Origin of the sequence: Planosporangium flavigriseum (genome assembly GCF_011947225.1) — a bacterium.
GTDB lineage: Bacteria > Actinomycetota > Actinomycetes > Mycobacteriales > Micromonosporaceae > Planosporangium > Planosporangium flavigriseum.
Genome location: NZ_JAATVW010000001.1, coordinates 548,550 through 574,874, shown reverse-complemented (window position 1 = coordinate 574,874; position 26,325 = coordinate 548,550). Strand labels below are relative to the sequence as shown.

At 69.9% G+C, this 26,325-nt stretch carries 19 protein-coding genes; 9 read left to right on the top strand and 10 right to left on the bottom strand.

All coding sequences use genetic code 11. The features are described from left to right. Positions 1–10: 10 nt before the first annotated feature. Positions 11–1,720 carry a glycoside hydrolase family 3 protein gene (locus HC028_RS02500; protein ID WP_168072075.1) on the top strand — a complete coding sequence of 570 codons (1,710 nt, stop codon included), beginning with the start codon at positions 11–13 and terminating at the stop codon, positions 1,718–1,720. A 191-nt stretch (positions 1,721–1,911) separates the two neighbouring features. On the opposite strand, the gene HC028_RS02495 is transcribed toward HC028_RS02500, so the two are convergent. The 6 genes from HC028_RS02495 to HC028_RS02470 form a co-directional block, all read right to left on the bottom strand. Beyond that, on the bottom strand, positions 1,912–3,324 hold the full coding sequence (locus HC028_RS02495; RefSeq protein ID WP_168072073.1) for an acyl-CoA carboxylase subunit beta: 1,413 nt from the start codon (positions 3,322–3,324) through the stop codon (positions 1,912–1,914). Positions 3,325–3,340: 16 nt separating this feature from the next. Then, positions 3,341–4,558, bottom strand: coding sequence for a beta-ketoacyl-ACP synthase II (fabF, locus tag HC028_RS02490; protein ID WP_168072071.1), 1,218 nt, complete (start codon positions 4,556–4,558; stop codon positions 3,341–3,343). Next, positions 4,555–4,797 carry an acyl carrier protein gene (locus HC028_RS02485; RefSeq protein WP_167925897.1) on the bottom strand — a complete coding sequence of 81 codons (243 nt, stop codon included), beginning with the start codon at positions 4,795–4,797 and terminating at the stop codon, positions 4,555–4,557. Before HC028_RS02485 ends, fabF begins: the two co-directional genes overlap by 4 nt. Positions 4,798–4,852: 55 nt before the next feature. Then, a complete protein-coding gene (locus HC028_RS02480; protein ID WP_168072069.1) occupies positions 4,853–5,809 on the bottom strand; it encodes a beta-ketoacyl-ACP synthase III in 957 nt (318 codons plus the stop codon). A gap of 35 nt (positions 5,810–5,844) precedes the next feature. Continuing rightward, on the bottom strand, positions 5,845–7,005 hold the full coding sequence (locus tag HC028_RS02475; protein WP_168072066.1) for an acyltransferase domain-containing protein: 1,161 nt from the start codon (positions 7,003–7,005) through the stop codon (positions 5,845–5,847). A gap of 130 nt (positions 7,006–7,135) precedes the next feature. Continuing rightward, entirely contained in the window at positions 7,136–8,377 is a 1,242-nt protein-coding gene (locus tag HC028_RS02470) for a PucR family transcriptional regulator (RefSeq protein WP_168072064.1), read from the bottom strand. 264 nt (positions 8,378–8,641) lie between these two features. On the opposite strand from HC028_RS02470, the gene HC028_RS02465 reads away from it, so the two are divergent. The 3 genes from HC028_RS02465 (at position 8,642) to HC028_RS02455 (ending at position 13,645) form a co-directional block, all read left to right on the top strand. After that, a complete protein-coding gene (locus HC028_RS02465) occupies positions 8,642–10,054 on the top strand; it encodes a glycoside hydrolase family 16 protein (RefSeq protein ID WP_168072062.1) in 1,413 nt (470 codons plus the stop codon). A gap of 68 nt (positions 10,055–10,122) precedes the next feature. Further along, positions 10,123–11,547, top strand: coding sequence for a TIGR04013 family B12-binding domain/radical SAM domain-containing protein (locus HC028_RS02460; RefSeq protein ID WP_239075614.1), 1,425 nt, complete (start codon positions 10,123–10,125; stop codon positions 11,545–11,547). Between the two features lie 232 nt (positions 11,548–11,779). Beyond that, positions 11,780–13,645, top strand: coding sequence for a CocE/NonD family hydrolase (locus tag HC028_RS02455; RefSeq protein WP_203981465.1), 1,866 nt, complete (start codon positions 11,780–11,782; stop codon positions 13,643–13,645). A 53-nt stretch (positions 13,646–13,698) separates the two neighbouring features. Here HC028_RS02455 and HC028_RS02450 read toward each other — a convergent pair whose 3' ends face one another. Then, positions 13,699–14,157 (bottom strand): hypothetical protein, encoded by a 459-nt coding sequence (locus tag HC028_RS02450; RefSeq protein ID WP_168072060.1) that lies wholly within the window; start codon positions 14,155–14,157, stop codon positions 13,699–13,701. Positions 14,158–14,169: 12 nt separating this feature from the next. Next, positions 14,170–15,183 (bottom strand): hypothetical protein, encoded by a 1,014-nt coding sequence (locus HC028_RS02445; RefSeq protein WP_168072058.1) that lies wholly within the window; start codon positions 15,181–15,183, stop codon positions 14,170–14,172. A 175-nt stretch (positions 15,184–15,358) separates the two neighbouring features. Between HC028_RS02445 and HC028_RS02440 the strand changes: the two genes are divergently transcribed. Further along, positions 15,359–15,889 (top strand): hypothetical protein, encoded by a 531-nt coding sequence (locus HC028_RS02440; RefSeq protein ID WP_168072056.1) that lies wholly within the window; start codon positions 15,359–15,361, stop codon positions 15,887–15,889. 45 nt (positions 15,890–15,934) lie between these two features. Here HC028_RS02440 and gltX read toward each other — a convergent pair whose 3' ends face one another. Beyond that, positions 15,935–17,362 (bottom strand): glutamate--tRNA ligase, encoded by a 1,428-nt coding sequence (gene gltX, locus HC028_RS02435; RefSeq protein ID WP_275408267.1) that lies wholly within the window; start codon positions 17,360–17,362, stop codon positions 15,935–15,937. A 130-nt stretch (positions 17,363–17,492) separates the two neighbouring features. Here gltX and HC028_RS02430 point away from each other — a divergent pair, with 130 nt between their 5' ends. After that, complete coding sequence (locus tag HC028_RS02430) at positions 17,493–18,758, top strand: L,D-transpeptidase (protein ID WP_168072052.1); 1,266 nt, start codon at positions 17,493–17,495, stop codon at positions 18,756–18,758. A gap of 274 nt (positions 18,759–19,032) precedes the next feature. Next, positions 19,033–20,652: a CocE/NonD family hydrolase gene (locus HC028_RS02425; protein WP_168072050.1), complete on the top strand. Its 1,620-nt coding sequence runs from the start codon at positions 19,033–19,035 to the stop codon at positions 20,650–20,652. A 66-nt stretch (positions 20,653–20,718) separates the two neighbouring features. Here HC028_RS02425 and aceE read toward each other — a convergent pair whose 3' ends face one another. Continuing rightward, complete coding sequence (aceE, locus tag HC028_RS02420; protein WP_168072048.1) at positions 20,719–23,460, bottom strand: pyruvate dehydrogenase (acetyl-transferring), homodimeric type; 2,742 nt, start codon at positions 23,458–23,460, stop codon at positions 20,719–20,721. Between the two features lie 106 nt (positions 23,461–23,566). Between aceE and HC028_RS02415 the strand changes: the two genes are divergently transcribed. After that, positions 23,567–23,971 (top strand): YjbQ family protein, encoded by a 405-nt coding sequence (locus HC028_RS02415; RefSeq protein WP_168072046.1) that lies wholly within the window; start codon positions 23,567–23,569, stop codon positions 23,969–23,971. A gap of 47 nt (positions 23,972–24,018) precedes the next feature. After that, complete coding sequence (locus HC028_RS02410) at positions 24,019–26,283, top strand: thiamine pyrophosphate-dependent enzyme (protein ID WP_168072044.1); 2,265 nt, start codon at positions 24,019–24,021, stop codon at positions 26,281–26,283. The last annotated feature ends 42 nt before the right edge of the window (positions 26,284–26,325 follow it).

The following is a 26,325-nucleotide window of genomic DNA, read 5'->3' as shown; positions in this document are numbered from 1 at the left end:
GTCTGGTTGAGTGGATCCCGTGCGTGTGCTAGCCGGGATCGCTGCCCTCATCGCCGTGACGCTGCTCGCCGGGTGCGGGAGCGGGGTCAAGCTGACCCCGGCCGATCGCGGCGAGTTCAGGAGCCCCGCGCCGACCGCCAGCCAGCGCGCTGATGCGGCCGCCCGCGCCGCGGCTCTGGCCGCCGGGCTCAGTGATTCCGACCTCGTGGGGCAGGTGCTGATGCCCTTCGCGTACGGCGAGGACGCGACGAAGGTGAGCAGTGCCGCAGCCACGGCCAACCGCGAGTACGCCGGTGTGGACACCGCGGCGGAGATGGTCGAGAAGTACCGGCTGGGCGGCCTGATCCTGATGAACAGATCGGCCGGGGATCCGACCGCCAGCACCAACAAGACGAGCAACCTCACGTCCCCGGCCCAGGTGCGTACGTTCACCGACGGGCTGCAGGCTGCTGCGGCGAAGCTGCCGGCGTCGGTGCCGATGCTCATCGGCACCGACCAGGAGTACGGCGTGGTCAACCGGCTGCGCGACGGGATCGTCCAGCTGCCCAGCGCACTGGCGTTCGGCGCCGCGGGTGACCCCGCGCTGACCCGTGGAGCCTGGGCCGCTGCCGGCGCGGACCTGCACGCCGTCGGCATCAATGTGGATTTCGCGCCGGTCGCCGACGTGGTGGGGCCGGACGGCGGGTTCATGGGCTCGCGTTCCTACGGCTCCGATCCGAAGGCCGTGTCGGAGCAGGTGAGCGCGGCGGTGCAGGGCCTGCGGGACGCCGGGATCGCGGCGACGCTGAAGCACTTTCCAGGTCACGGACACACCAGCGGCGACAGCCACACCGAGTTGCCGGCGTTGAGCCAGAGCGCTGACGCACTGGCAGCCGGTGACCTGCCGCCATTCACGGCCGGCATCAACGCCGGCGCGGACCTGGTCATGTCCGGGCACCTGGACGTGCGAGCCATCGACCCGGGCGTGCCGGCGTCGTTCTCGTCCCACGTGCTGATCGACCTGCTCCGCGGCCGACTCGGATTCAAGGGCGTGGTGGTCAGCGACGCGATGAACATGGCACCGGCGCAGAAGTACCCGCCGGGCGAGGCGGCCGTCCGGGCCCTGGTCGCCGGCAACGACCTTCTGCTGATGCCGCCCGATCTCGCCGCCGCGCAGCGCGGCCTGCTCGACGGGCTGCGCACCGGCCAGTTGCCCAAGGCGCGGCTGGTGGAGGCGGCGACGAGGGTACTGGCCGTGAAGCTCGCCCGGGCCGAGTACCAGCAGCCCGAACTGGCCGGCGTGAACGGTGCCGAGGGCCGGGCGGCGGCCGCGAAGGTGAGCGCCGCGGCCGTGACGATCCTGCGCGGTGGCTGCCAGGGCGCCCTGGTGAAGGGACCGGTCACCGTGACCGCGTCGGCCGGGCGCGACCAGCAGCGGGCCTGGCTCGTCGATGCGCTGCGCCGGCGGCAGGTGGCGGTGTCGTCCAGCGGCGGGGCCGAGGTGCGGCTGGTGGGGTACGGCGACGACATCTCCGACCTCCGCGCGGGTGCGGCGGTCACCGTGTCCATGGACGTGCCGTCGCTGCTGGGGCAGGCGAGGTCGCCGGTGCTGCTGGCCACGTACTCCTCGACCGAAGCGTCGATGTCGGCGCTCGCCGACGTGCTGACCGGTGCCGCGCCGGCGGCCGGACGTTCCCCGCTCGACGTGTCCGGTCTGCCCCGATCGGCCTGCGCTCGTTGACCTTGCGTAGTTGATTAATTCCTATTCGTGACGGCCTAGCATCTTTTGGCCAGCCGTGGAGGGTGACCGGCGCATATCTGACCCGTCGTCGCCGGAAGCACACGAGCCCGGGAGCGGATCGACCGCTCCCGGGCTCGCCTTGGGCCCAGCGCTATTCAACAGGGATCACTGCCGTGCGCTCGGCACGCGGCTTACAGCGGGATGTTGCCGTGCGCGCCGCGCGCAGCCGGAGCGGCCGCGAGCGCCTCCGCGATGCGCCGCCGGGTCTCGGTCGGCTTCACCACATCGTCGACGACGCCGATCTCCAGCGCCCGGTTGACCCCGCCGGCCACCCGGGTCTGCTCCTCGATCAGTTCGGCGCGCAGCGCCTCCCGTTCATCGGCCGGAGCGGCGGCGAGCTTCTTGCGGTGCAGGATGTTGACCGCGGCGGAGGCGCCCATGACGGCGACCTCGGCGTTCGGCCAGGCGAACACGGCGGTGGCACCCAGGGAGCGGGAGTTCATCGCGATGTACGCGCCGCCGTAGGCCTTGCGGGTGACCAGCGTGATCCGCGGCACGACGGCCTCGGCGAAGGCGTGCAGCAGCTTGGCGCCGCGCCGCACCACACCGTCCCACTCCTGGCCCACGCCCGGCAGGTATCCGGGGACGTCGACCAGCACGATCAGCGGCACGCCCAGGGAATCGCACATCCGCACGAACCGCGCCGCCTTCTCCGCGCTGGCGGAGTCGAGGCAGCCGCCGAGACGCATCGGGTTGTTGGCGATGACCCCGACCGTACGGCCGCCGAAGCGTCCGAGCGTGGTGACGATGTTGGGCGCCCACTTGGCGTGCAACTCCACACCCGGCTCGTCGAGGATCGCGTTGACCAGCGGCTTGACGTCGTAGGCGCGGTTGGTCTGCTCGGGCAGCAGCGCCGACAGGTCGACGTCGCTGGCCACGTCGGCCGGCTCGATCCGACCCTGGCTACCGAGCAGCGAGGCCAGCTGGCGGGCCTTCTCCAGCGCCGACTCGTCGTCCTTCGTGGTCACGTGCACCACGCCGGAGCGCCGACCGTGCGTCTCGGGGCCGCCCAGCCGCTCCATGTCGACCTGCTCGCCGGTGACGCTGCGCACCACCTCAGGGCCGGTGACGAAGATGCGGCCCGCGGCGGACATCACCACAATGTCGGTGAGCGCCGGGCCGTACGCCGCGCCGCCCGCGGCCGGGCCGAGGACGACCGAGATCTGCGGTACCCGGCCGGAGGCGCGCACCATCGCGGCGAAGACCTGGCCGACCGCGTCCAGCGAGACGACCCCTTCGGCCAGCCGCGCCCCGCCGCAGTGCCACAACCCCAGCACCGGTACCCGCTCGCGGACCGCTGCGTCGATGGTGTCCACAATGTGGCGGCAACCTTCGGTGCCCATGGCGCCGCCCATGCGGGTCGCGTCCGTGGCATACGCGACGACCGGGGCGCCGTCGATCTCGCCGCGGGCAGCCAGTACGCCCGAGTCGTCGCGGGGCGCGAGCAGGCGCAGCGTCCCCTGATCGAACAGCGCCCGAAGCCGGACCTCGGGATCGCGGTAGTCGATCACCTGAGCGTCAGCGGATATCGATGTCAGTGTCATGGATTCTCCGGAAGAATCAGGCGCGGGCGAAGACCAACGCGGCGTTGTGGCCGCCGAAGCCGAACGAGTTGTTCAGCGCGGCGGGGATCTCCATGGGGCGCGCCTTGTGGGCGGCCACGTCCAGGTCGACCTTGTCGTCGGGGTCGTCCAGGTTGATCGTCGGCGGCACCACGCCGTGGTGGATGGCGAGGATGGTGGCGATCGACTCGATCGCACCGGCCGCGCCGAGCAGGTGCCCGGTCATCGACTTGGTCGACGTCACCACCGGGTGGTCGCCGAGGGCCTTGTGCAGCGCGATGATCTCCGCGACGTCGCCGACCGGGGTCGAGGTGGCGTGCGCGTTGACGTGCACCACGTCCGACTTGGCGATGCCGGCGTCCGCCAGCGCCATCGCGATCGCCCGCGTGGCGCCCCAGCCCTCCGGGTCGGGCTGGACGATGTCGAAGCCGTCGGAGGTCATGCCGGCACCGGCGAGCCGGGCGTACACCTTGGCGCCGCGGGCCCGGGCCCGGTCGGCCCGCTCGAGCACGATCACGCCGGAGCCCTCGCCGAGGACGAAGCCGTCCCGGCCCTTGTCGAACGGGCGGGACGCCTTCTCCGGCTCGTCGTTGCGGGTCGACATGGCGCGCATCGAGGCGAAGGCGGCCATCGGCAGCGGGTGGATGACCGACTCGGTACCACCGGCGACCACCACGTCGGCCCGGCCGGACCGGATCATGTCCAGGGCCCAGGCGATCGACTCGGCTCCGGTGGCGCAGGCACTCGTCGGGGCGTGCACCCCCGCCTTGGCCTTCAGCTCCAGGCCGATCCAGGCCGCCGGCCCGTTGGGCATGAGCATCGGGATGGTGTGCGGCGACACCCGGCGGGGACCGCTCGCCTCCAGGACGTCGTCCTGGGCGAGCAGCGTGGTCGCGCCGCCGATACCCGAACCGACGACCACGCCCAGCCGCTCCGGGTCGAGGCCGGCGTCGGCGAGGCCGGAGTCCGCCCACGCCTCGCGGGCGGCCACCACGGCGACCTGCTCCGAGCGGTCCATCCGGCGGGCCTGCACCCGATCGATGGTCGGCTCGACGGCGAGTTGACCGGCGATGCGCACCGGGAGCTGCGCCGCCCACTCCGGGGTCAGGGCGCTGACCCCGGAGCGGCCGGCGAGCATGGCGTTCCAGGTCGACGCGACGTCCCCGCCCAGCGGGGTCGTCGCGCCGAGCCCGGTGACTACGACCTCAATACTCACGCCTGTGCCTTGGAGATGTACGACACGGCGTCGCCCACCGTCTTGAGGTTCTGCACCTCGTCGTCCGGGATCTTGACGCCGAACTTCTCCTCGGCCGCCACCACGACCTCCACCATCGACAGCGAGTCGACGTCGAGGTCCTCGGTGAACGACTTCTCCTCGGTGACGTCGTCCGGGTTGACCCCGGCTACCTCTTCGAGGATCTCGGCGAGGCCGGCAACGATCTCGTCACGGGTCATTTGGGTTTTACTTCCTTCCTTGTTGGCACGCTTGGTCGTGAACGCCGGGAGGGCGCTACGGACAACGGACGACCTGTCCGGCGTACGTCAGGCCGCCGCCGAAGCCGAACAGTAGTACCGGGGAACCTGACGGCACCTCGCGACGCTCGATCAGCTTCGAGAGGGCCAGGGGGATGCTCGCCGCGGAGGTGTTGCCCGATTCGACGATGTCCTTCGCGATGATCGCGTTGGGCAGGTTGAGCCGCTTGGCGATGCCTTCAATGATGCGGGCGTTGGCCTGGTGGCAGACGACCGCCTTGATGTCCTCCGGCTCGTACCCGGACCGCTTGATCGCGTCGAGGGCCAGCGGGGCGAGCGCCGTGGTGGCCCAGCGGAAGACCTGTTGGCCCTCCTGCTGGATGTACGGGCGCCAGCCCTCGATCCGCACCGCGTCGCTGCGCTCCGGCACCGAGCCCCAGAGCACCGGACCGATGCCGGGCTGCTCGCCCTCGGGTACGGCGGTGACGACTGCGGCGCCGGCCGCGTCGCCGAACAGGATGCAGGTGGAGCGGTCGGTCCAGTCCGTGAAGTCGGACAGCTTCTCAGCCCCGATCACGATCGCGTTGCGCGCCGCACCGGCCCGGATGGCGTGGTCGACGGTGCCCATCGCGTACGAGAAGCCGGAGCAGGCCGTGTTGATGTCGTAGGCGGCCGGCGCGTCGATGCCGAGCTTCGCCGCGACCCGGCAGGCGACGTTGGGGGAGCGGTCGACCGAGCTGCAGGTGGCGACGACGACGAGGTCGATGTCACCGACGCCCAGGCCGGAGTTTGCCAGCGCCTTGTCCGCGGCGGCCGCGGCCATGTCGGCGACGGTCTCGTTGTCGGCGATACGCCGGGTGACGATGCCGACCCGGTCGCGGATCCACTGGTCGTTGGTGTCGACCATCTCGGCCAGGTCGTCGTTGGTGAGCACGCGGGTGGGCTGGTAGTGGCCCATGGCGAGAATCCGGGAGCCGACAACAGGTTGGGTCACGGCGTTACCTCTCTTATTGACTGGCTCGCGGATGTCTAAAGACCGCCACCGATGCGGGCGACAGGCTGGCCGGGCGCCACCGGGTCGTCGGGGTGGGCGAGCCACTCGACGAGCGCGCCCGACTCGTGGGCGGTCACCTCGACCGCGCCCTGGCGCGTGCTCACCTGGCCGATGACCTGGCCGTTGCGTACCTCGGCGCCCTCGGCGACGTCGTCGGCGGGGGTGAAGTTGCCGGCGGCGGTGGCGACGACGACCCGGAACTGGAGCGTCGGTTCGTGGCTCGGCGCGGCGCCGTGACGGGCGATCAGATCCTTCGCCGCAGCCAGGTCGTCCGGCGTGTTCACGGTGACGATCTCGACGCCCTTGAGCGCCCGCTTCGCCAGGCCGGCCAGGGTGCCGGCCGGCGGCAGCTCGATGACCGCCGTGACGCCGATCTCCGCGAGGGTCTGCATGCACAGGTCCCAGCGCACCGGCGCGGTGACCTGGCGGACCAGGCGCTGGAGCATCGTCGGCCCGTGGTCGACCGCGGCGCCGTCGCGGTTGGACAGCAGGATCCGGGTGGGCGCGCCCGTGGTGATGCCGCCGGCGACGGTGGCGAGGGCCTGCTCGGCAGGCGCCATGTACGGGGTGTGGAAGGCGCCGGCGACCGACAGCGGGATCACGCGGGCCTTGGCCGGCGGCTCGGCGGCGAGCTTCTCGAGGCTGGACAGCGCGCCGGCGGCGACGACCTGGCCGGCGCCGTTGCGGTTGGCGGGGTAGAGGCCGACGGCCTCGATCGCGGCGATGACCTCGTCCGGGTCACCGCCGAGCACCGCGCTCATGCCGGTCGGTTCGAGAGCGCACGCCGCCGCCATCTCGCGCCCGCGTACCGCCGCGAGCGTGACGGCCGCCTCCGGCGTCAGGACGTCGGCGAGAGCCGCGGCGCCGATCTCACCCACGCTGTGGCCGGCGACGACGCCCACGTCGTACATGGGCAGCTGTTCGGCGGCGAGCAGCGCGGCCGCGACCAGCAGCGGCTGCGTGCGGGCAGTGTCCTTGATGTCCTCGGCGCCCGCCTCGGTGCCCAGGTGGACGAGGTCGAGTCCGGCGAGCGCCGACCACCAGCGCAGGCGGGCCTCGGCGCCGGGAAGGTCGAGCCACGGGGTGAGGAAGCCAGGCTTCTGGGACCCCTGTCCGGGGGCGAGTACGGCGAGCACGGGTATGACTCTTCCGGATACTGACCGGTATCGGGGTTAACGCCAGCCACCAAACTCGACGACATCTTTTGGAGGATCCCTCCAAAAGATGTCCGCCGCTGGCTTTTGGTAACCGGAACGTTACTCGGTGCTAGCCACCGGTTGGTGGGGCGGGAGGCACGGCCGACGGGTCGAGCCGCCCGACCGTCAGGGCGATGCGGAGGGTGAAGGCGTCCCGCGCCACGAGGGGCGTAAAGCCGGTCACTTCCCCAATACGGCGCAGTCTATATCGGACGGTATTGGGATGGACGAAAAGGGCGCGTGCCGCACTCTCCAGGACGCTCCCGGCGGTGAAGAACGCGTCGAGGGTGTCGAGCAGTTCGCCGCCCGCGCGTACGAGGACGCCGTACACGTCCTGGCGCAGGATCCGGCGCGCCTCCGCATCGCCGGCCAGGGCTCGCTCGGGCAGCAGGTCGCCAGCGGACACCGGACGGGGCGCGGCAGGCCAGGCGGGGGCGGCGCGGTACCCGGCGAGGGCGGCCCGGGCCGACTCGGTGGCCTCGTCCAGGCTGGGTACGGCCGGCCCGACGACGACCGGGCCGTCGCCGAACCCGACCAGGAGTTGACGGGTGGCGGCGAGGGGGTCGGGCGCGCCGGCGAGGACGACGACGAGGCGGTCGCCGTGCACGCCGCCCAGGATGTCGACGCCGATGCGCCGGGCCGTCCGGTACACGGTGTGCAGCACCATCGTCGCCTCGCCACCCGGTGAGCGGCCGACCGCGACGGCGACCGGCGAGGCGTCTCCCCAACCCAGCGCCGCGGCCCGACTCGCGACCACGTCCGAGGAGTCCCCGCGCAGCAGCGCGTCGACGAGCAGGGCCTGCAGGCGGGTGTCCCACGCCCCGCGGGTCTCGGCGGCGCGGGCGTACACCCGGGCGGCGGCGAAGGCGATCTCGCGGCTGAAGCGCAGGATGGCGTCCTGGATGGCCGCCTCCTCGCCCGCGGCGGCGAGGTGGGGCACCTGCTCCTCGGCCACCTCAATCGTGATCTTGACCAGCTGGACGGTCTGCTGCAGGTTGATCGAGCGGGCGAGCGCCCTGGGGGCGGCTTCGAACACCTCGTCCGAGACCGCCTGCGGGCCGCCGTCGTCCCCCTCGCGCCGGCGCAGCCACTCCACGAGAGACCGGACGCCGGCCTGCGCTACCAGCATGACCCAGGCGCGCTGGTCGGCGGGCAATTCCCGGAACCAGGGCAGGACCTCGTCCATGCGCGCGACACTCGCGGTCGCCAACGAGCCGGCGGCCTGCTCGATCGCCCGGATGCTGGCCCCGAGCGGGCCCACGTCGGCCGCGTCGTCGTCGGGCCGCTCGCCGGCCTCCACCTGCCTGGTCATGCTCCTGAGCTTGTCATGATCCGGCGCGCGGCGCGGGGGCGGTGCTCGGGTGCGGCTGTTCGTCACAGCTTCTTGCCCGACCGCCCGTCATGGATTCCCGCTCGACCACCCATCATTTTGAAGCACATCAATATTGAAAGACGTTGACATGTATGTCATCCGCTGTTAAAACGTTAGTGAGAGCGCTCTCTCACCAGGCGGGCCCGGGGAACAGGAGAAAGCGCGCTGTAAAGACCTTGTTTCCCTCTGTGGAAAGGCATTCCGATGAGTTCACCAGTGCACGCGCTCTCCCATCGCCGGGGGCGCGTGGTCCGGATCCTGGCCGTCATGGCGGTCGTCGCTCTTGCCGTAGCGGGCTGGCTGACCACCAGGATCAGCGCCAGCGCTGCCGTGCCACCGCCCGCACCGGGCTGGAGTCTCGTCTTCGGTGACGACTTCAACGGCCCCGCCAACACCGGCGTCAACCGGTCCAACTGGCTCTACTCTCTCGGCCACGGCTACCCCGGCGGCGCCGCCAACTGGGGCACCGGTGAGATCGAGACAATGACCGACAGCACCGCCAACGTCTTCCAGGACGGCCAGGGCCACCTCGCCATCAAGCCGATCCGGGACGCCGCGGGCAACTGGACCTCCGGTCGCATCGAGACCCAGCGCACCGACTTCGCCGCCCCGGCCGGAGGCAAGCTACGGGTGGAGGCCGCCATCCAGCAGCCTAACGTCAGCGGCGCGGCCGCCGCCGGCTACTGGCCGGCGTTCTGGATGCTCGGCGACGCGGCGCGGCCGGTAGGCGCCACCAACTGGCCCAGCATCGGCGAGTGGGACATCCTGGAGAACATCAACGGCCGCGACTCGCACTTCGCCGCCATGCACTGTGGAGTTTCGCCCGGCGGCCCCTGCAACGAGACCACCGGCATCGGCAGCGGCGAGCGCGCCTGCCCCGGCTGCAAGACCGGCTTCCACACCTACGCCATCGAGTACGACCGCAGCACCTCACCGGAGACCCTGCGCTGGTTCCGCGACGGCCAGAACTTCTTCACGATCAGCCAGAACCAGCTCGACGCCACCACCTGGAACAACGCCACCCACCGGGGCTTCTTCATCATCCTGAACGTCGCCATGGGTGGCGGGTTCCCCGCGGCGTTCGGCGGCGGCCCCACCGCGGCCACCCAGTCCGGCGTACCGATGCTCGTCGACTACGTCTCCGTGTACACCAGTGGTGGGGGCGGCGGCACGACGCCTCCGCCGCCCCCGCCGCCGGGTGGCGCGCGCGACGCATACTCCACGATCCAGGCCGAGAGCTTCAACGCCCAGTCCGGTACGCAGACGGAAGCGACCGCCGACACCGGTGGCGGGGAGGACGTCGGCTGGATCGGCAACGGCGACTGGCTGCAGTTCGACAACGTCAACTTCGGGTCGAGCGCGGCCACGCAGTTCAGCGCGCGGGTCGCCTCCGGCGCGGCCAGCGGCGTGAGCGGTCTGGTCGAGGTACGCCTGGACAGCAGGACGAGCGCGCCGATCGGCAGCTTCGCGACCGGCAACACCGGCGGCTGGCAGAGCTGGCGCACCGTGCCGGCCAACATCGCGGCGGTCACGGGTACGCACACGGTCTACCTGACCTTCAGCAGCGGCCAGCCGGCCGACTACGTCAACGTCAACTGGTTCACGTTCGGTCACTGAGGTCCCGCTCGTTTTGCAGGAGGGTGCCCCGCTAGGTGCGTCGGCACGTAGCGGGGCACCCTTCTGGCGTGGAGGGGAGGATTCCCGCCGCTGATCTGGCCGGAAGGGGCGCGCCGGCGCCGAAGGCGCGCTGTGACCGGGTGCGGGCCTGGCACGATGGGCGGATGGGCGACTGCGATCTGGTGATCGTTCTGCGGTACCGCAAGGCGGTGACGTACGGCTTCCATGTGCTGCTCGGCGCGCTGGAGGAGCACACCTCGGCGGTGTCGTACGACGTGCGGTTCGGTCAGTCGGTTGACGACACCGTCGCCGAGATCGAGGCGGCCGTAGGCCGGGCGTCGCGGGTCCTCGTACTGTGGTCGTTCTACTCCCCGGACGCCGAGGCGCTCGCCGCGGAGCTCGCGCTGATCCGGGCGAAGGTGGACGCACCGAAGGTGCTGCATGTCGCGGGCGGCGTACACGCGACGGCCGAGCCCGTGCAGACGCTCGACGCCGGCTGGGACGTCGCGGCGGTCGGCGAGGGGGAGACGACGCTGCTGCGGCTGGTTGACGCCGTAGGGGATCCCACGTCAGTGCCCGGACTGGTCTTCCGCGACGCGGCCGGGAAGATCGTGAAGACCGGCCGCCCGGAGCGGTTGCCGCTCGACACCTTCCGCGGATTCTCGTTGCGGTGGAACAAGTTCAACGCCCTTGAGATCACGCGAGGGTGTCTGTACTCGTGCCGGTTCTGCCAGACCCCGTTCATGTTCTCCGCGCGGTTCCGGCATCGAAGCATCGCCAACGTCCGCTGGCACGTCGACCAGATGCGCCAGCGCGGCCTGCGGGACGTCCGGTTCATCACCCCGACCGCGCTCTCGTACGGCAGCGACAACGAGGAGCCCAACCTGGCCGCTGTCGAGGAGTTGCTCGCGTCCTGCAAGGAAGGCATCGGCCCGGACGGGCGGGTGTTCTTCGGTTCGTTCCCCAGCGAGATCCGGCCCGAGCACGTCAGCCGCGAGGCGCTGCGTCTGGTCAAGCGCTACTGCGCCAACAACAACATCATCGTGGGCGCGCAGTCCGGCTCGGACCGGGTGTTGGACGCGGCCAAGCGCGGTCACGGGGTGGAGGAGGTCAGGCGCGCCGCTCGGCTCGGCGTCGAGGAGGGCTTCCGCATCAACGTCGACATGATCTTCGGGATGCCGGGGGAGGACCAGGCCGACGTGGCCGCCTCCCTGGCGCTCGCCAGGGAGCTCGCCGACCTGGGCGCCCGCATCCACGCACACACCTTCATGCCGCTGCCCGGTACGCCCTGGCGGGAAGCCCCGCCCGGCGACGTCGACCCGGAGACCATCAAGGCGGTCGACCGGCTCTCGCAGCAGGGCGCGTTGTACGGCCACTGGCAGCGCCAGCGCGACCACGCCGTCCGGCTCGCGGCCGCGGCCGAGGCGTACCCGCGTCCTGGCCGCAGCCGCACGATCCTGCCGCAGGTCCCGAGGGACGCCCAGGCGCATTAAGGCTATGAATCCCGTCCGTTAGCAGGCCGCCGCGCCCAAGCTGGCCACAGTGCCACTGGGCGCATCCGGCAGGCCACTCACCGCACTGGATGATGCGCTCGTCGCGGTCACCGTGCGGAGATCTTGTCCCTGCGCTCCCTCAGCGCCAGCCTCCCAGTACGGGGGCGCATAGCCGCAAGTCGATTTACGCGGCGATTGTCCAACCCAGGTTGGCCGACGGAGGAGGACGTACGTGCGGGCTACCAAGGTTTTCGTAAGGCGCCGTCGAGCAGTGGTCGGGCTGCTCGCGGCCGTGGCGGTTGCGGTACCGCTGTCCGTGACGGGGGCGGCAGCCGGTTCCGCCAATGCGGCGGATTCCACGTCGAGGAAGTGCTCGTACACGTCAAGCCAGGACGTCCCCGCCCGGATGCGGGACGGCACCATCCTGCGTTCCAATGTGTTCACGCCGACCGCTCCGGGTAAGTTTCCGGTCATCCTGATGCGGCTTCCGTACAACAAGGACGTCGCCCAGACCTACGTCTATGCCGCCCCTACTTACTACGCCTCCCACTGCTACGTCGTGGTGATCCAGGATGTCCGCGGGCAGTACAAGTCGGACGGCACCTTCTACACCTTCCGCAACGAGGCCACCGACGGCTACGACAGCATCGAGTGGGCCGCCCGGCTGCCCCACGCCAACGGCAAGGTGGGGATGTACGGCTTCTCCTATCCCGGAGCCACCCAGTGGCTGCCGGCGACCCTGCGCCCGCCGCACCTGGTGACGATCGTCCCCGCCATGACGGCATCGGACTACCACGACGGCTGGACCTACGAGGGCGGGGCGCTCGACCAGTCGTTCGCCGAGAGTTGGCCGCTCACCACCCTCGCCAACAGTTCGGTCCGGCGCTACCCGGACGGCGCCGCGCTGGACGCGGGGATGAACCAGGCCGCGCAGGACCTGTTCAGCAAGTGGTACTGGCAGCTTCCGCTCAAGGACTTCTCGCCGCTGTCTCCCCAGGACCCGCGGGTGGCGCCCTACTTCTACGACTGGCTCAAGCATCCGGACAACGACGCGTACTGGCAGCAGTGGAGCCTCCGCTCGCGCTACTCGCAGGTGACCGTTCCGACGCTGAACTTCGACGGCTGGTACGACATCTTCGTCAAGGGGGCGCTGGAGAACTTCCAGGGCATCCGCGCGCAGGGTGGCTCCGAGGCGAGCCGGCGCGGCAGCAAGCTCGTGGTCGGGCCCTGGGTCCACATACCGTGGAACCGCCAGGTCGGCCAGGTCGACTTCGGCCCCCAGGCGGACAATCCCATCGACCAACTTCAACTCAAGTGGTTCGACTTCTGGCTCAAGGGCATCCGCAACGGTGTGGACAAGGACCCGGCGGTCCGGATCTTCGTGATGGGCGCCAACAAGTGGCGGACCGCCGACACCTGGCCCCTGCCCGGGACCGAGTATCGCAACTACTACCTGGGCAGCCTGGGTAACGCGAACACGTTGACCGGCACGGGGACGCTGAGCGCCGGCGTACCGATGTCCGGCAGCGCGACCGACCACTACGTCTACGATCCCGCGAACCCGGTACCCAGCTTCGGCGGCCGCTTCCAGGCCTCGGTCCCCGGCGGCCCGTACGACCAGCGGCTGATCGAGCAGCGGCCGGACGTGCTCGTCTACAGCACGCCTCCGCTGCAACAGAACACCGAGGTCACCGGCCCGATCACGGTCACCCTCTATGCGGCTTCCTCCGCCCCCGACACGGACTGGACGGCCAAGCTGACCGATGTTCACCCGGACGGCACGTCGATGCTCATCGAGTACGGAATCCAGCGGGCCAGGTATCGCGACTCCGAGACCGAGCCGAGCCTGATAACCCCGAACCAGATCTACAAGTACACGATCGAGGTGTGGCCGACCAGCAACCTCTTCAAGGCCGGCCACCAGATCCGGCTAGAGATCTCCAGCAGCAACTTCCCCATGTTCGACCGCAACCCGAACACCGGGCACCCCTTCGGCCAGGACGCCGAACTGCAGCCCGCCAACCAGACCATCTACCACGACGCCGAACACCCGTCCGCGATCACCCTTCCGATCATGCCGAACCCCATCGCCGACTGACACCCGGGGAGGGACGGCCCGGTGCGCACGCCGGCGCACCGGGCCGTCCCGTCCTAGCCCGCGTCGTCCAGGGCGAAGCGCAGGTACCGGTCGGCGGAGCGGCGCACCGCCTCGGCACCGTCGGTGTGCACGATCAGATCCCACCAGGCGCCGTACACGCGGTTGAACGCGAACGGCGCCATCAGCGCGAGCGCCCGGCGGATGGTCCGTGGCCGTTCGGGGATCAGGTTCGGGTAGCTGACGCAGTCCCACAGCACATTGCCGCCGGGCGCGTGGACGAGCAGGGCGCGCTGGCCGATGGCGAAGGCGGGTGCCGTGCCGACCCCGGTCACCCCGGGGCCCTGCTCGCGGAGTTCGCCGCGGCGACTACCGGCGGCCAGCTCGGCCAACGAGGTCCAGCGCTGGCCCTCCCAGCCGACGTACTGGCGCTCGTCGAGGCAGATAGGACAGTCCTCGCGCGGCGCCGGGTACTGGACGCCGCAGGTCGCACAGATCGGTAGGTCAACGTCCATTGTGGGATGGCATTACGCGTACTCCTGCCGGTACCGGTTCAGCGCCTCGTGGATCCCGTTGACCACCCGGTCGATCGCCGCGGAGTCGGTCGGGTCCCACACCCCGTACAGATTGATGTTGAGCCCGTTGACCGTGACGCCGCCCGAATGGTTCGTCATGTCCCGGTCGGTCGGTATCCAGGGCCTCACCGCGTCGGTGGTCGTCCCGGCGAGTCCCTGCTTGACACCGGTCAGGAGGTTGCCGGTCGCGCGTTCCATGGTGGCCAGCGCGAAGTCCGCGGCCGATTCCGCGGCCGATTCCGCGGCCGTCCGGCCGAGCCGTGCGGGCAGTCGGGCGAGGACCTCTGTCGCGGCGTCGACGAGGGTGGAGGTCGTCGAGTTGGCGGCGTCCAGGGTGGAGCCGACCAGGCTGGGCAGGGAGCCGACGCCGCGTGACCGCAGCGCCGACCCGACGCCGGCGCCGACGGCGGCGGTGGACCGATCGAACAGGTCGAGAACGAGGCGGCGCGCCCGCTGCGGCAGCGCCGCGAATGCCTGGCCGGTGTCGCTGACGAGTTCCCGGACGCCGAGGTACTTCTGCGACAGCCGACGAATGACGCCGCCCCAGAAGGCAGCCTGGGTGGACGCGAGGCGGATCACATCGGTGACGAAGACTGCCGCGCCGGCTGCTCCCGGCGAGAGGCTGCCGAGGAACGCGCCTACCGCCTGCCCCAGCCGGGGCAGCGACCGGCTCAGCTCGGTCGCGACCGGAGCGGAGTCCCTGACCAGCTCTCGTAGGCCCGGCATGGCGTTGCGGACGAAGCCCGCCACTCCTTCGGCCATCGGTTCGATCACCGGGGCCGCGTCGGCGACCAGTCCTTTCAGCTCGGGGGCGAGATCGTTCGCGAGCCGGCGAAACGTGTTGACCGCGCCCACTATCGGGACGAGCGCCGACGTAGGCTCACCGCCATCCGGGCCCTGAGGCTCGATGTCGAGCTCGCGACCCTCCTGGTCGGCGTTGATCCGCAGGTAGACCGCGGCCCTCATGCCGCGTACTTTACGGCACCGCGCACCGTCCGCACGTCGGCGCGAAAGCGCCGCCGTAGCCCCGTCGGGCAGGGTAAATCGCATCCCGGCACCCGAGCTGCACCCCCGCGGCTCCACTGGCCGCAACCGGTGTTCGCTGCACTTGCGGCAACGAAAGTACCTGCCTGGAGGTCGAATGCTGCTCAGCTCCCTGCTCGCCAAGTCGCTGGCGGCGAAGATCGCGTTGGGCTTTGTCGGCGCGTCCGTCGGTGCCACTGCGGTGGCCGCCGAGGCGGGTGCGCTGCCGGACCCGGTCCAGCAGGTGGCTCACCAGGTCGCCGGTTCCGTCGGCGTGCCCGCGCCCGCGACAGTGCCCTCGCCGCCTGAGACGTCGCCGACGGACGTACCGTCACCGGCGCCGTCGGCCTCGGTCAGCACGCGGCCGTCCGCGTGGCCGAGCCACCGCCCCGAGGCGCACGAGTCGGAGTCGCCGCACGCCGAGGACGACGGCAACAAGCCCGACTGCCACTCCGGCAAGCCCGACTGCGAAGACCACGGGCGCGATGACGGCGACAAGAACAACCACGGCGACGACCAGGGCCACCAGTCCGGCAAGGACAAGGCGAAGAAGTCGGAGTACAAGACTCCGCAGCCGAAGGAGTCAAAGTCCGAGTCGCGCAAGTCGGGTTCCGGCCAGCACGGCGGCTCGGGCGACAACAACGACTGAGCCGCCCACGACCTACCGCAAAGAGTGACTCTTTGCGGTGATCTCTCAGCCGTCCAGTTTGGACAGCGCCGCCCGTAGCCGGTCCAGGGTGCGGGCGCGGCCGAGTACCTCCAGCGACTCGAACAGCGGCAGGCCGACCGAACGGCCGGTCACGGCCACGCGTACCGGTGCCTGTGCCTTGCCCAGCTTGAGCCCGCGCTCGGCGCCCACCGCCTCGAGCGTCGCCTTGAGCGACTCGGCGTCCCACGGCGCGTTCTCGAAGGCGGCGATCGAGGCGGAGAGCAGATCGGCGGCGCCCTCCTTCATCGCCTTGCCCCATGCGACCTCGTCGATCGCGGGCTCGTCCAGGAACAGGAAGTCGACGTTCGGCACGATCTCGGACAGGACCGCCACCCGCGTCTGCGCCAGCGGCGCGACCGCGGCGAACACCTTCGGGTCGAAGTTGCCCGGGTCCCACGGCGGCGCCGCGACGGGTGTCGCTCCGGGCGCGACCGGGGTGCCGGTCAGCCACGGCTGGCAGGCCTCGATGAACTCCTCGGCCGACAGCGCCCGGATGTACTCGCCGTTGAACGCGCGCAGTTTCTTCTCGTCGAAGAAGGCGGGGGAGGGGTTGACGTCTTCCAGCCGGAACTCCTCCTCGATCACCGACCACGGGACGATCTCCCGGTTTCCGGTCGGCGCCCAGCCCAGCAGCATCAGGTAGTTGCGCATCGCGTCGGGGAGGTAACCCTCGTCACGGTACGACTCCAGCGCGACCTTGTCGCGGCGCTTCGACAGCTTCTGACGCTTCTCGTTGACGACGATCGGCACGTGCGCCCAGCGCGGCGGCTGGTGGCCCAGCGCCTCCCACAGCAACTGCTGCTTGGGAGTGTTGGGCAGGTGCTCCTCGGCGCGCATGACGAGGGTGATCCCCATCGTCGCGTCGTCGACGACGTTGGCCAGCAGGAACACCGCCGACCCGTCTGCGCGGGCGATGACGAAGTCCTCGATATTCGCGTTCTCCGTCACGACCGAGCCGCGGACCACGTCCATGACGACGGTCTCGCCCTCGTCAGGCGTGCGGAACCGCAGCGCCCGCCCCGGGCCCGGCTCCAGGCCGCGATCGCGGCAGTAGCCGTCGTAACCGGTGAACTGGCTCCCGGTGCGGGCCTGGACCTCTTCGCGGGTGCATTCGCAGTAGTACGCTCGGCCAGACTCGCGTAGCCGTTCAGCCGCCGCACGGTGCTGCTCCGCGTACGAGGACTGGAAGTACGGACCCTCGTACGTGCCGCGCTTGATCCCGATCCAGTCGAGCGCGTTGATGATTCCCTCAGTCCACTCCGGGCGGTTGCGCGCGGCGTCCGTATCCTCGATACGCAGCACAAATACACCGTTGTGTTGTTTGGCATAGATCCAGTTCTGCAGCGCCGAGCGGGCACCGCCGACGTGGAACATACCGGTCGGAGAGGGAGCAAAGCGTACGCGTACCGTCACGGTTTCTACCTTATGGCCCGTGTCCCCGACGCGGCACGCGGGCCGGCGCACAGGGTCGCGTTCGTTGGTCGGCCTCAGTAGATTGGCCAGACGGAGTACCTGCCGTGTCGGGGGAGGAATCGTAATGCACATGCCGAGTCGTCGGTCGCGGGCCCGGTTGGTTGGGGTGGTGGCCGTCGTCCTGGCGTTGGCTGCGGCCACCGGATGCGCGCAGAGTGACAAGGCGACCTGGCGCGGCGCCGGCACGGGCATGCCCTCCGGTGAGGCGGGTGGCGCCGGCACGAAGAAGGCGCCGGGTGAATTCAAGATCACGCCCGCGGCTGACGCAACCCAGGTCTCCGTGCTCGACCCGATCAAGGTCACCGCGCAGGACGCCACCCTGGAGGCCGTGACCGTCACCAACCCCGACGGCAAGCAGGTCGGCGGTGAGTTGGGCGCCGACCGCAAGTCGTGGAGCAGCGGCGAGCCACTCGGCTACGGCAAGCAGTACAAGGTGACGGCGACCGGCACCAACAGTGCCGGCCAGCACATCGAGCAGACCAGCGCCTTCACCACGCTGAAGCCGAAGAACCAGACGCAGCCCTACCTGCGGGCCAGCGACACCCACCTGCTCAAGGAGCGCGACACCTACGGGGTCGGCCAGACGATCCAGGTGTGGTTCGACGAGCCGGTGCCGGACAAGGCGACGGCGCAGACGTCGCTCAAGGTGACTACCAGTCCGCAGGCGGAAGGTGCGTGGCACTGGTTCGGGGCCCAGCGCGTCGAGTGGCGCCCGAAGGAGTACTGGAAGCCGGGCACCAAGGTCAGCGTCTCGACGGACGTCTACGGCAAGGACCTGGGCGACGGCCTGTACGGGCAGAGCGACGTGAGCGCCTCCTTCGCCATCGGCCAGTCGCGGATCGCGATCGCGGACAACAACACCAAGCAGATGCAGGTGTACGTCGACGGCCAGGTGGTCCGCACGATGCCGGTCAGCCTGGGCAAGGGCGGCTACAACAAGACCGCCGACGGCCAGACGATCAATTACTGGACCAACGGTGGGCCGCACGTGGTCCTCGACAAGGCCCCGGTGACGCGCATGACCTCGGCCAGCTACGGCGTCAAGGATCCCAAGGATCCGAACTACTACGACGAGAAGATCACGCTCACCGTGCGGATCTCCAACGCGGGCGAGTACGTGCACATGGCTGACTGGAACATCCCCGCCCACGGCCGGCAGAACACCTCGCACGGCTGCATCAACGTCGCTCCGGCGCACGCGAAGTGGTTCTACGACACCTTCATCCCCGGCGACGTCGTCGACGTGAAGAACAGTCCGATCACGCTGAAGCCGACCGACGGCATCGGGGCGTGGACGCTCAGCTGGAATGACTGGACCAAGGGCAGCGCCCTCTAAGTGAGGCGCAGGGGCGGGGCTGGCTAGGTAGCCGGCCCCGCCTCGCTGTATGTGTCTAGTCCGCGGCGACCCTATCGCGATACCCGTCGATCTCATGGCTGCGTGGGCTCCCCATACAGGTGCCGCAGCCATGCGGGGTGCTGCGTGGATGAAATATCCGAAAAGTGGCGTCTAGCTATTCATGACTTTCACTATTGTGACCTGACGCACACGAAGTTACCCTTCAGTAACCCCCGTTACCGATTGGTAACTTTCTCCTTTCCTGGAGGCGTTCATGACGCTGCGTCGATCCGTCGTACTCTCAGCACTCCTCGCCGGTACCGTTGCCGCCTCGTTAGCCGTCCCGTCGGCCGCCGCCAGCACCACGGCGGTCCATACCGGCGCCGCCCCCCGACCCGCAGTCGCCGCAGGCACCGCGATCACCGGATTCCGGTTCGTCGACATTCCCTCGAAAGACGGCGTGGTACTGAAAGCCAACGTCATCGCCCCGGCGGCGACCGGCCGTTATCCGGCGATCGTGTTCGTCAACAGTTGGGGACTCAACGATCTCCAGTACGTCGCGCAGGCGTCGGCGTTCGCCCGCCGCGGGTACGTCGTCCTCTCGTACACCACCAGAGGGTTCTGGGACTCGGGCGGGGAGATCGACGTAGCCGGCCCCAAGGACATGCTCGACACCAGGGCGGTGGTGGACTGGCTGCTGGCCAACACGGCCGCCGACCCCGCGCGCGTCGGCATCGCCGGCGTCTCCTACGGCTCCGGGATCAGCCTGCTCGCCGCCGCGTTCGACCCGCGGATCAAGGCGGTCGTCGCCATGAGCTGTTGGACCGACCTGGTGACCTCGCTCTACGGCAACGACACCCGGCACCCGCAGGCGGTGTGGCTGCTCAAGACCGTCGCCGACCTGGTCGGCCGGCCGAGCGCCGAGTTCACCGCCATGGCCAAGGCGTACTTCAGCAGTGACGATCTGGACCCGCTCAAGACGTGGGGTCGGATCCGCTCCGCCGCGACGTACGTCGACGCCATCAACCGCAACCGGCCGGCGATCCTGATGGCCAACGGGTACAACGACACCATCTTCGCGCCCAACCAACTGGTGGACTTCTTCGGCAAGCTGACCGGACCGAAGCGACTCGAGTTCGCGCCCGGCGACCACGTCATCGCCGAGGGGTTCGGCCTGCTCGGGTTGCCCAACCACGTGTGGGACAGCGCCTATCGGTGGTTCGACCGGTACCTCGGCGGCAAGCAGACCGGAATCGACACCGAGCCGCCCGTCGTCCTGCGCCGCCCCGGCAGCGACGCCGTCGAGTCGTATCCCGACTGGGCGCACGTCAACACCTCAACCCAGCGCATGTACCTGGGTAAGCCGGGCGGACTGATCGCAACCGGCCCGCTGTCCACGGACCCCGGATCGGACAACTGGAGCCAGCCGATCTCGATGGGGTCGGACACGTTCGCCGACGCCGGGGTGGCCCTGCTGACCAACGGTTTCGCCGCGCTGACCGGCATCCCGCCCATGGTCTGGATGCCCGCGATCCTCCGCAGCAACGCGGGCGTGTGGATGTCCGACCCGCTACCGGCCGGCGGCGTGATCCGGGGCTGCCCGAAGCTGCACCTGACGATCAACTCGGCGCAGCCGAAGGGAACGCTGATCGCCTACCTGTACGACACCGGCCCGCTCGGGGTCGGAAAGCTCATCGGCCACACGCCGGTCACCTGGCTGGAGCCCACGCAGACGATCGACCTCAAGATGGAGGCGATGGCGTACGACGTGCCGGCCGGGCACCAGCTCGCCCTGGTGATCGACACGGTGGACCCGCTCTATCTCGGCGCCAGTCGGTACGGCACGACGATGGCGTTCACCGGAGGGTCCTGGCTCGACCTCCCGCTCCGCTGACCGCCCTCGTAGATCTTGGGCACTTAGACCGGCGATAACCGGCCTAAGTGCCCAAGATCGTAGGGGCTAAGAATCGCCGCCGGTCTCGCCGACCGGGGCGGCGTTCACGTCGTCGATCGCGTACTTCTTGGCCGCCTCGGCCGGGGCCGACGCGCGGACCTCACCGCGGCGGGCAAGCTGGCGCAGCGTCGCCACCACGATCGACTCGGCGTCGACGTGGAAGTGGCGGCGCAGCGCGTGCCGCGTGTCGGACATGCCGAACCCGTCCGTGCCGAGCGAGGTGTAGTCGCTCGGAACCCAGCGGGAGATCAGGTCCTGGACGGCCCGCATGAAGTCGCTGACGGCCACGACCGGGCCACCGGTCGACTCCGACAGCTTCTGCGTCACGTACGGAACCCGCTCGTCCTGCCCGGGGTGCAGCAGGTTGTGCTCCTCGGCCGCCACGGCGTCGCGGCGAAGCTCGGTCCACGAGGTCACGGACCACACGTCGGCGCCCACGCCCCAGTCCTCGGCCAGCAACTGCTGGGCCTTGAGAGCCCACTGCAGGCCGACGCCCGACGCGAGGATCTGGGCCTTCGGGCCGTCGACCGCCGGCGCCTGGGCGTACCGGTACATGCCCTTCAGCAGCCCGTCGACGTCCAGGTCAGCCGGCTCGACAGGCTGGTGGATCGGCTCGTTGTAGACGGTCAGGTAGTAGAAGATGTTCTCGGGGTTCTCCCCGTACATCCGCCGCAGGCCATCCTGGATGATGTGCGCGACCTCGAACCCGAACGCCGGGTCGTAGGTCACCACCGCCGGGTTGGTCGCCGCGAGGAGCAGCGAGTGGCCGTCCTCATGCTGCAGTCCCTCACCGTTGAGGGTGGTGCGGCCGGCCGTGGCGCCGAGCAGGAAGCCGCGGGCCATCTGGTCCGCCGCTGCCCACAGCCCGTCGGCGGTGCGCTGGAAGCCGAACATCGAGTAGAAGATGTACACGGGGATCATCGGCTCGTTGTGCGTCGCGTACGACGTGCCAGCGGCCGTGAACGTGGCCACCGAACCGGCCTCGTTGATGCCCTCGTGCAGGATCTGGCCGGTCTCGGACTCCCGGTAGGACAGGAACAGCTCCCGGTCGACCGGGGTGTACCTCTGCCCGAACGGCGAGTAGATCTTCGCGGTCGGGAACATGGCGTCCATGCCGAACGTGCGCGCCTCGTCCGGGATGATCGGCACCCACCGCTTGCCGATGTTCTTGTCCTTCATCAAGTCCTTCATGAGCTTGACGAAGGCCATCGTGGTGGCGACCTTCTGCTTGCCGGAGCCCTTCTTGATCGTGCTGTACGCGTCCGACGACGGCAGCGCGAGCGGGATCGTGGTGGTACGCCGGGACGGCACCCCACCGCCGAGCTGCTTGCGGCGCTCCCGCATGTACTCCATCTCGTCGGAGTTGTCGGCCGGCTTGTAGTACGGCGGCAGGTAGGGGTTCTCTTCCAGCGCCGAGTCCGGGATGTCCAGGTAGAGGCGGTCGCGGAAGGTCTTGATGTCCGCCAGCGTCAGCTTCTTCATCTGGTGCGTGGCGTTGCGGCCCTCGAAGTGCGAGCCCAGCGTCCAGCCCTTGATCGTCTTCGCCAGGATGACGGTCGGCTGGCCGGTGTGCTCCATCGCCGCCTTGTACGCCGCGTAAAGCTTGCGGTAGTCGTGCCCGCCGCGCTTGAGGTTCCAGATCTCGTCGTCGGTCAGGTGCTCGACCATCTTGCGGGTACGCGGGTCGCGGCCGAAGAAGTTCTCCCGCACGTACGCGCCGGACTCGGCCTTGTACGTCTGGTAGTCGCCGTCCGGCGTGACGTTCATCAGGTTGACCAGCGCGCCGTCGGAGTCGGCGGCGAGCAGCGGGTCCCACTCGCGGCCCCAGACGACCTTGATCACGTTCCAGCCGGCGCCCCGGAAGAACGCCTCCAGCTCCTGCATGATCTTGCCGTTACCGCGGACCGGGCCGTCGAGGCGCTGCAGGTTGCAGTTGATGACGAAGGTGAGGTTGTCGAGCTCCTCGCGGGCGGCCACGCCGATCGCGCCGAGCGACTCGACCTCGTCCATCTCGCCGTCGCCGAGGAACGCCCAGACGTGCTGCTGGCTGGTGTCGGAGATGCCACGGTCGTGCAGGTACCGGTTGAAGCGGGCCTGGTAGATCGCGTTCAGCGGGCCGAGACCCATGGAGACGGTGGGGAACTCCCAGAAGTTCGACATCAGCCGCGGGTGCGGGTAGGACGGCAGGCCGCCACCCGGGTGCGACAGCTCCTGGCGGAACCCGTCGAGCTGGTCGCCGGTCAGGCGGCCCTCCATGAAGGCCCGCGCGTAGATGCCGGGGGAGGCGTGGCCCTGGAAGTAGATCTGGTCACCACCGCCGGGGTGCTCCTTGCCCCGGAAGAAGTGGTTGAAGCCGACCTCGTAGAGGCTCGCGGCCGACGCGAACGTCGAGATGTGACCGCCGACACCGACCTCCGGACGCTGTGCCCGGTGCACCAGCATCGCGGCGTTCCACCGGATGTACGCCCGGATGCGACGCTCCACGAACTCGTCGCCGGGGAACCACGGTTCGCGTTCCGGCGGGATCGTGTTGATGTAGTCGGTGGTGGTCAGTGGCGGCACCCCGACCTGGCGCTCCCGAGCGCGCTCGAGCAGGCGCAGCATGATGTACCGCGCGCGCTTGGCGCCCCGTTCGTCGACGACCCCGTCTAGGGATTCGACCCATTCGTTAGTCTCGTCCGGGTCGATATCAGGCAACTGGCTGGGTAGACCGTCGCTGATAACCGGGCGCTTGCGTTCGGTGGACACAGGCGTTCCTTCGGTATGTGTCTGGTGTAAAGCTTTACGGAACCATGGTGCACGCTCCTACGGGTCTCCGTCACGCCAGTTGGGGGACAACTGGGATGATCAACACATGTACTCATCAGTAATAACGCTCCGGACGGGGTCCACACCCGTCGTTCGTGACATAACGGATGAGGCGGCCGAGTTCGTGGCCGGACGAGGCGACGGGCTGCTCCACGTTTTTGTGCCGCACGCCACTGCCGGCATAGCGATCATCGAAACCGGCGCGGGCAGCGACGACGACCTCCTGCGCGCCCTCGACGACGTGCTACCCACCGACGGCCGCTGGGTGCACCGCCACGGCTCGCCGGGGCACGGGCGCGACCACGTACTGCCGGCGTTCGTCGCCCCGTACGCCACGCTCCCGGTCATCGGCGGGAAGATCGCCCTGGGCACCTGGCAGTCGATCTGCCTGGTCGACCCGAATGTCGACAACCCGACACGGCAGGTGCGCTTCTCGTTCCTGCAGGGCTGACGTCACTTCCTGAGCCTTTCCCTGGCACGGGGAAGTTGGTTTCGGACATGCTGTCCGTCGTGACCACGCCTCAGGACCTCGATGAGCGTTTCCGGGCGGTGCTCGGTGGGTTGAGCCCGGCCGACGAGAAACGCGAGCCCGACGATCCGGTACGCGAGGGCACGGCGCTGACCGGCGTCCAGGCCCGGGAGCTGTTCTCCGCCCAGCTCGCCAGCCGGCACCTCGATCTCGCCGCGCGCTGGCTGCGCAGCTTCGACCAGGGGTACTACACCATCGGCTCGGCCGGCCACGAAGGCAACGCGGCCGTGGCCGCCGCGCTGCGCCCGACCGACCCGGCGCTGCTGCACTACCGCTCGGGCGCGTTCTACTGCGCCCGCGCCGTCCAGGTGCCCGGCAGCGACCCGATCCGGGACGTCCTGCGCGGGCTGGTCGCCTCCACGAAGGAGCCCATCACCGGCGGGCGCCACAAGGTCTTCGGCAACCCCGACCTGCACGTGATACCCACCACCTCCACCATCGGTTCGCACCTGCCCCGCGCCGTCGGCGTCGCGTACGCCATCGAGCGCGGCCGGCGGATCTCCCGCTTACGCGCCCAGACCACCGGCTGGCCGGGTGACGCCGTGGCGGTCTGCTCCTTCGGCGACGCCTCGGTCAATCACGCCACCACCCTCGCCGGCCTGAACACCGCCGGCTGGTCCAACCACACCGGCCTGCGGCTGCCGCTGCTGTTCGTCTGCGAAGACAACGGCATCGGCATCAGCGTGCGCTCCCCGGCGGGCTGGGTCGCCGAGACCCTGCGATCCCGCCCCGGCATCCGGTACTTCGCCGCCGACGGCTGCGACGTCGCCGCCACGTACGACGCGGCGGTCGAGGCCGTTTCCTGGGTACGGCGACAGCGGCGCCCCGCCGTGCTGCACCTGTCCACGGTGCGGCTGATGGGCCACGCCGGGGCCGACGCCGAACTGGCCTACCGCAGCCGGGCCGAGATCGCGGCCGACCTCGACCGCGACCCACTGCTGGCGACCGCCGCGCTGCTCGTACAGGCGGGGCTCGCCACCCCCACCGACCTGATCACCCGCTACGACGAGGTCGGCTGGGAGGTTCGCCGGATCGCCGAGGAGACTCTCGCCGAGCCGAAGCTCGCCTCGGTCAGCGAGGTGACCGCCCCGCTCGCGCCCCGGCGGCCGGTACGCGTGGCCCGTGCCATTTCCGACGCCGCCGCGACATCCGGCAGCGCTGCCCGCCGGGAGGCCTTCGGCGGCCGGCTGCCCGAAGAGGCGGGCGGGCTCACCCTCGCGCAGACCGTCAACGCGACGCTGACCGACGCGCTGCTCGCGTACCCGGAAATGGTCGTCTTCGGTGCGGACGTCGCGGCCAAGGGCGGGGTGTACGGGGTGACGAAGGGGCTGCGCGACCGGTTCGGGGTCGGCCGCGTCTTCGACACGCTGCTCGACGAGACGTCCATCCTGGGCCTGGGGCTCGGCACGGGCCTCGGCGGGATGCTGCCGGTCCCGGAGATCCAGTACCTGGCGTATCTGCACAACGCCGAGGACCAGTTGCGTGGCGAGGCGGCCACGATGCAGTTCTTCTCCGCGGGCAGCTACCGCAACCCGCTGGTCGTACGGGTGCCGGGCCTGGCCTACCAGTCCGGCTTCGGCGGCCACTTCCACAACGACAACTCGGTCGCGGTGCTGCGCGACATCCCCGGCGTCGTCGTCGCCGTGCCGGCGCGGGCCGAGGACGCCGGGCCGCTGCTGCGTACCTGCCTCGCGGCGGCCGTGGTCGACGGCAGCGTGTGCGTGTACCTGGAGCCCATCGCGCTCTACCACACCCGTGACCTGCACGCCGACGGCGACAACGAGTGGCTGGGGGAGTATCTGCCACCGGAGCGTTGGGCGGAGGCGCACGTACCGATCGGCCGGGCCCGGGTCTATGGCGTCGGCTCGTCACAGGACCTGACGATCATCACGTTCGGCAACGGGGTACGGCTGTCGCTGCGGGCCGCCGCGCGGCTGGCCGCCGAGGGGGTGGGCTGCCGGGTGGTCGACCTGCGCTGGCTGTCGCCGCTGCCGGTCGCCGACATTATCCGCGAGTCCTCGGCCACCGGCCGTGTGCTGGTCGTGGACGAGACCCGGCGCAGTGGCGGGGTCGGCGAGGGAGTACTCGCCGCGCTGGTGGACACGGGGTACGTAGGGGTGGCGCGCAGGGTCGCGGCAGTAGACTCGTTCATTCCACTTGGCCTGGCCGCGGCGCATGTGCTCGTGTCCGAGGACCAGATCATCCAAGCGGCTAGGTCGCTAATGGCGCGTTGATTTTTCTGTTCGTTCGGTGAGCCACTTGCGCCGGGGGCCGCA

What these genes read in the sequence shown, in the direction of transcription:
- HC028_RS02495 (WP_168072073.1), bottom strand. Translation starts at nt 3,324, where the DNA reads ATGACACTGACATCGATATCCGCTGACGCTCAGGTGATCGACTACCGC.
- HC028_RS02485 (WP_167925897.1), bottom strand. Translation starts at nt 4,797, where the DNA reads ATGACCCGTGACGAGATCGTTGCCGGCCTCGCCGAGATCCTCGAAGAG.
- HC028_RS02470 (WP_168072064.1), bottom strand. Translation starts at nt 8,377, where the DNA reads ATGACCAGGCAGGTGGAGGCCGGCGAGCGGCCCGACGACGACGCGGCC.
- HC028_RS02465 (WP_168072062.1), top strand. Translation starts at nt 8,642, where the DNA reads ATGAGTTCACCAGTGCACGCGCTCTCCCATCGCCGGGGGCGCGTGGTC.
- HC028_RS02450 (WP_168072060.1), bottom strand. Translation starts at nt 14,157, where the DNA reads ATGGACGTTGACCTACCGATCTGTGCGACCTGCGGCGTCCAGTACCCG.
- HC028_RS02445 (WP_168072058.1), bottom strand. Translation starts at nt 15,183, where the DNA reads ATGAGGGCCGCGGTCTACCTGCGGATCAACGCCGACCAGGAGGGTCGC.
- HC028_RS02440 (WP_168072056.1), top strand. Translation starts at nt 15,359, where the DNA reads ATGCTGCTCAGCTCCCTGCTCGCCAAGTCGCTGGCGGCGAAGATCGCG.
- HC028_RS02430 (WP_168072052.1), top strand. Translation starts at nt 17,493, where the DNA reads ATGCCGAGTCGTCGGTCGCGGGCCCGGTTGGTTGGGGTGGTGGCCGTC.
- HC028_RS02425 (WP_168072050.1), top strand. Translation starts at nt 19,033, where the DNA reads ATGACGCTGCGTCGATCCGTCGTACTCTCAGCACTCCTCGCCGGTACC.
- HC028_RS02415 (WP_168072046.1), top strand. Translation starts at nt 23,567, where the DNA reads ATGTACTCATCAGTAATAACGCTCCGGACGGGGTCCACACCCGTCGTT.
- HC028_RS02410 (WP_168072044.1), top strand. Translation starts at nt 24,019, where the DNA reads ATGCTGTCCGTCGTGACCACGCCTCAGGACCTCGATGAGCGTTTCCGG.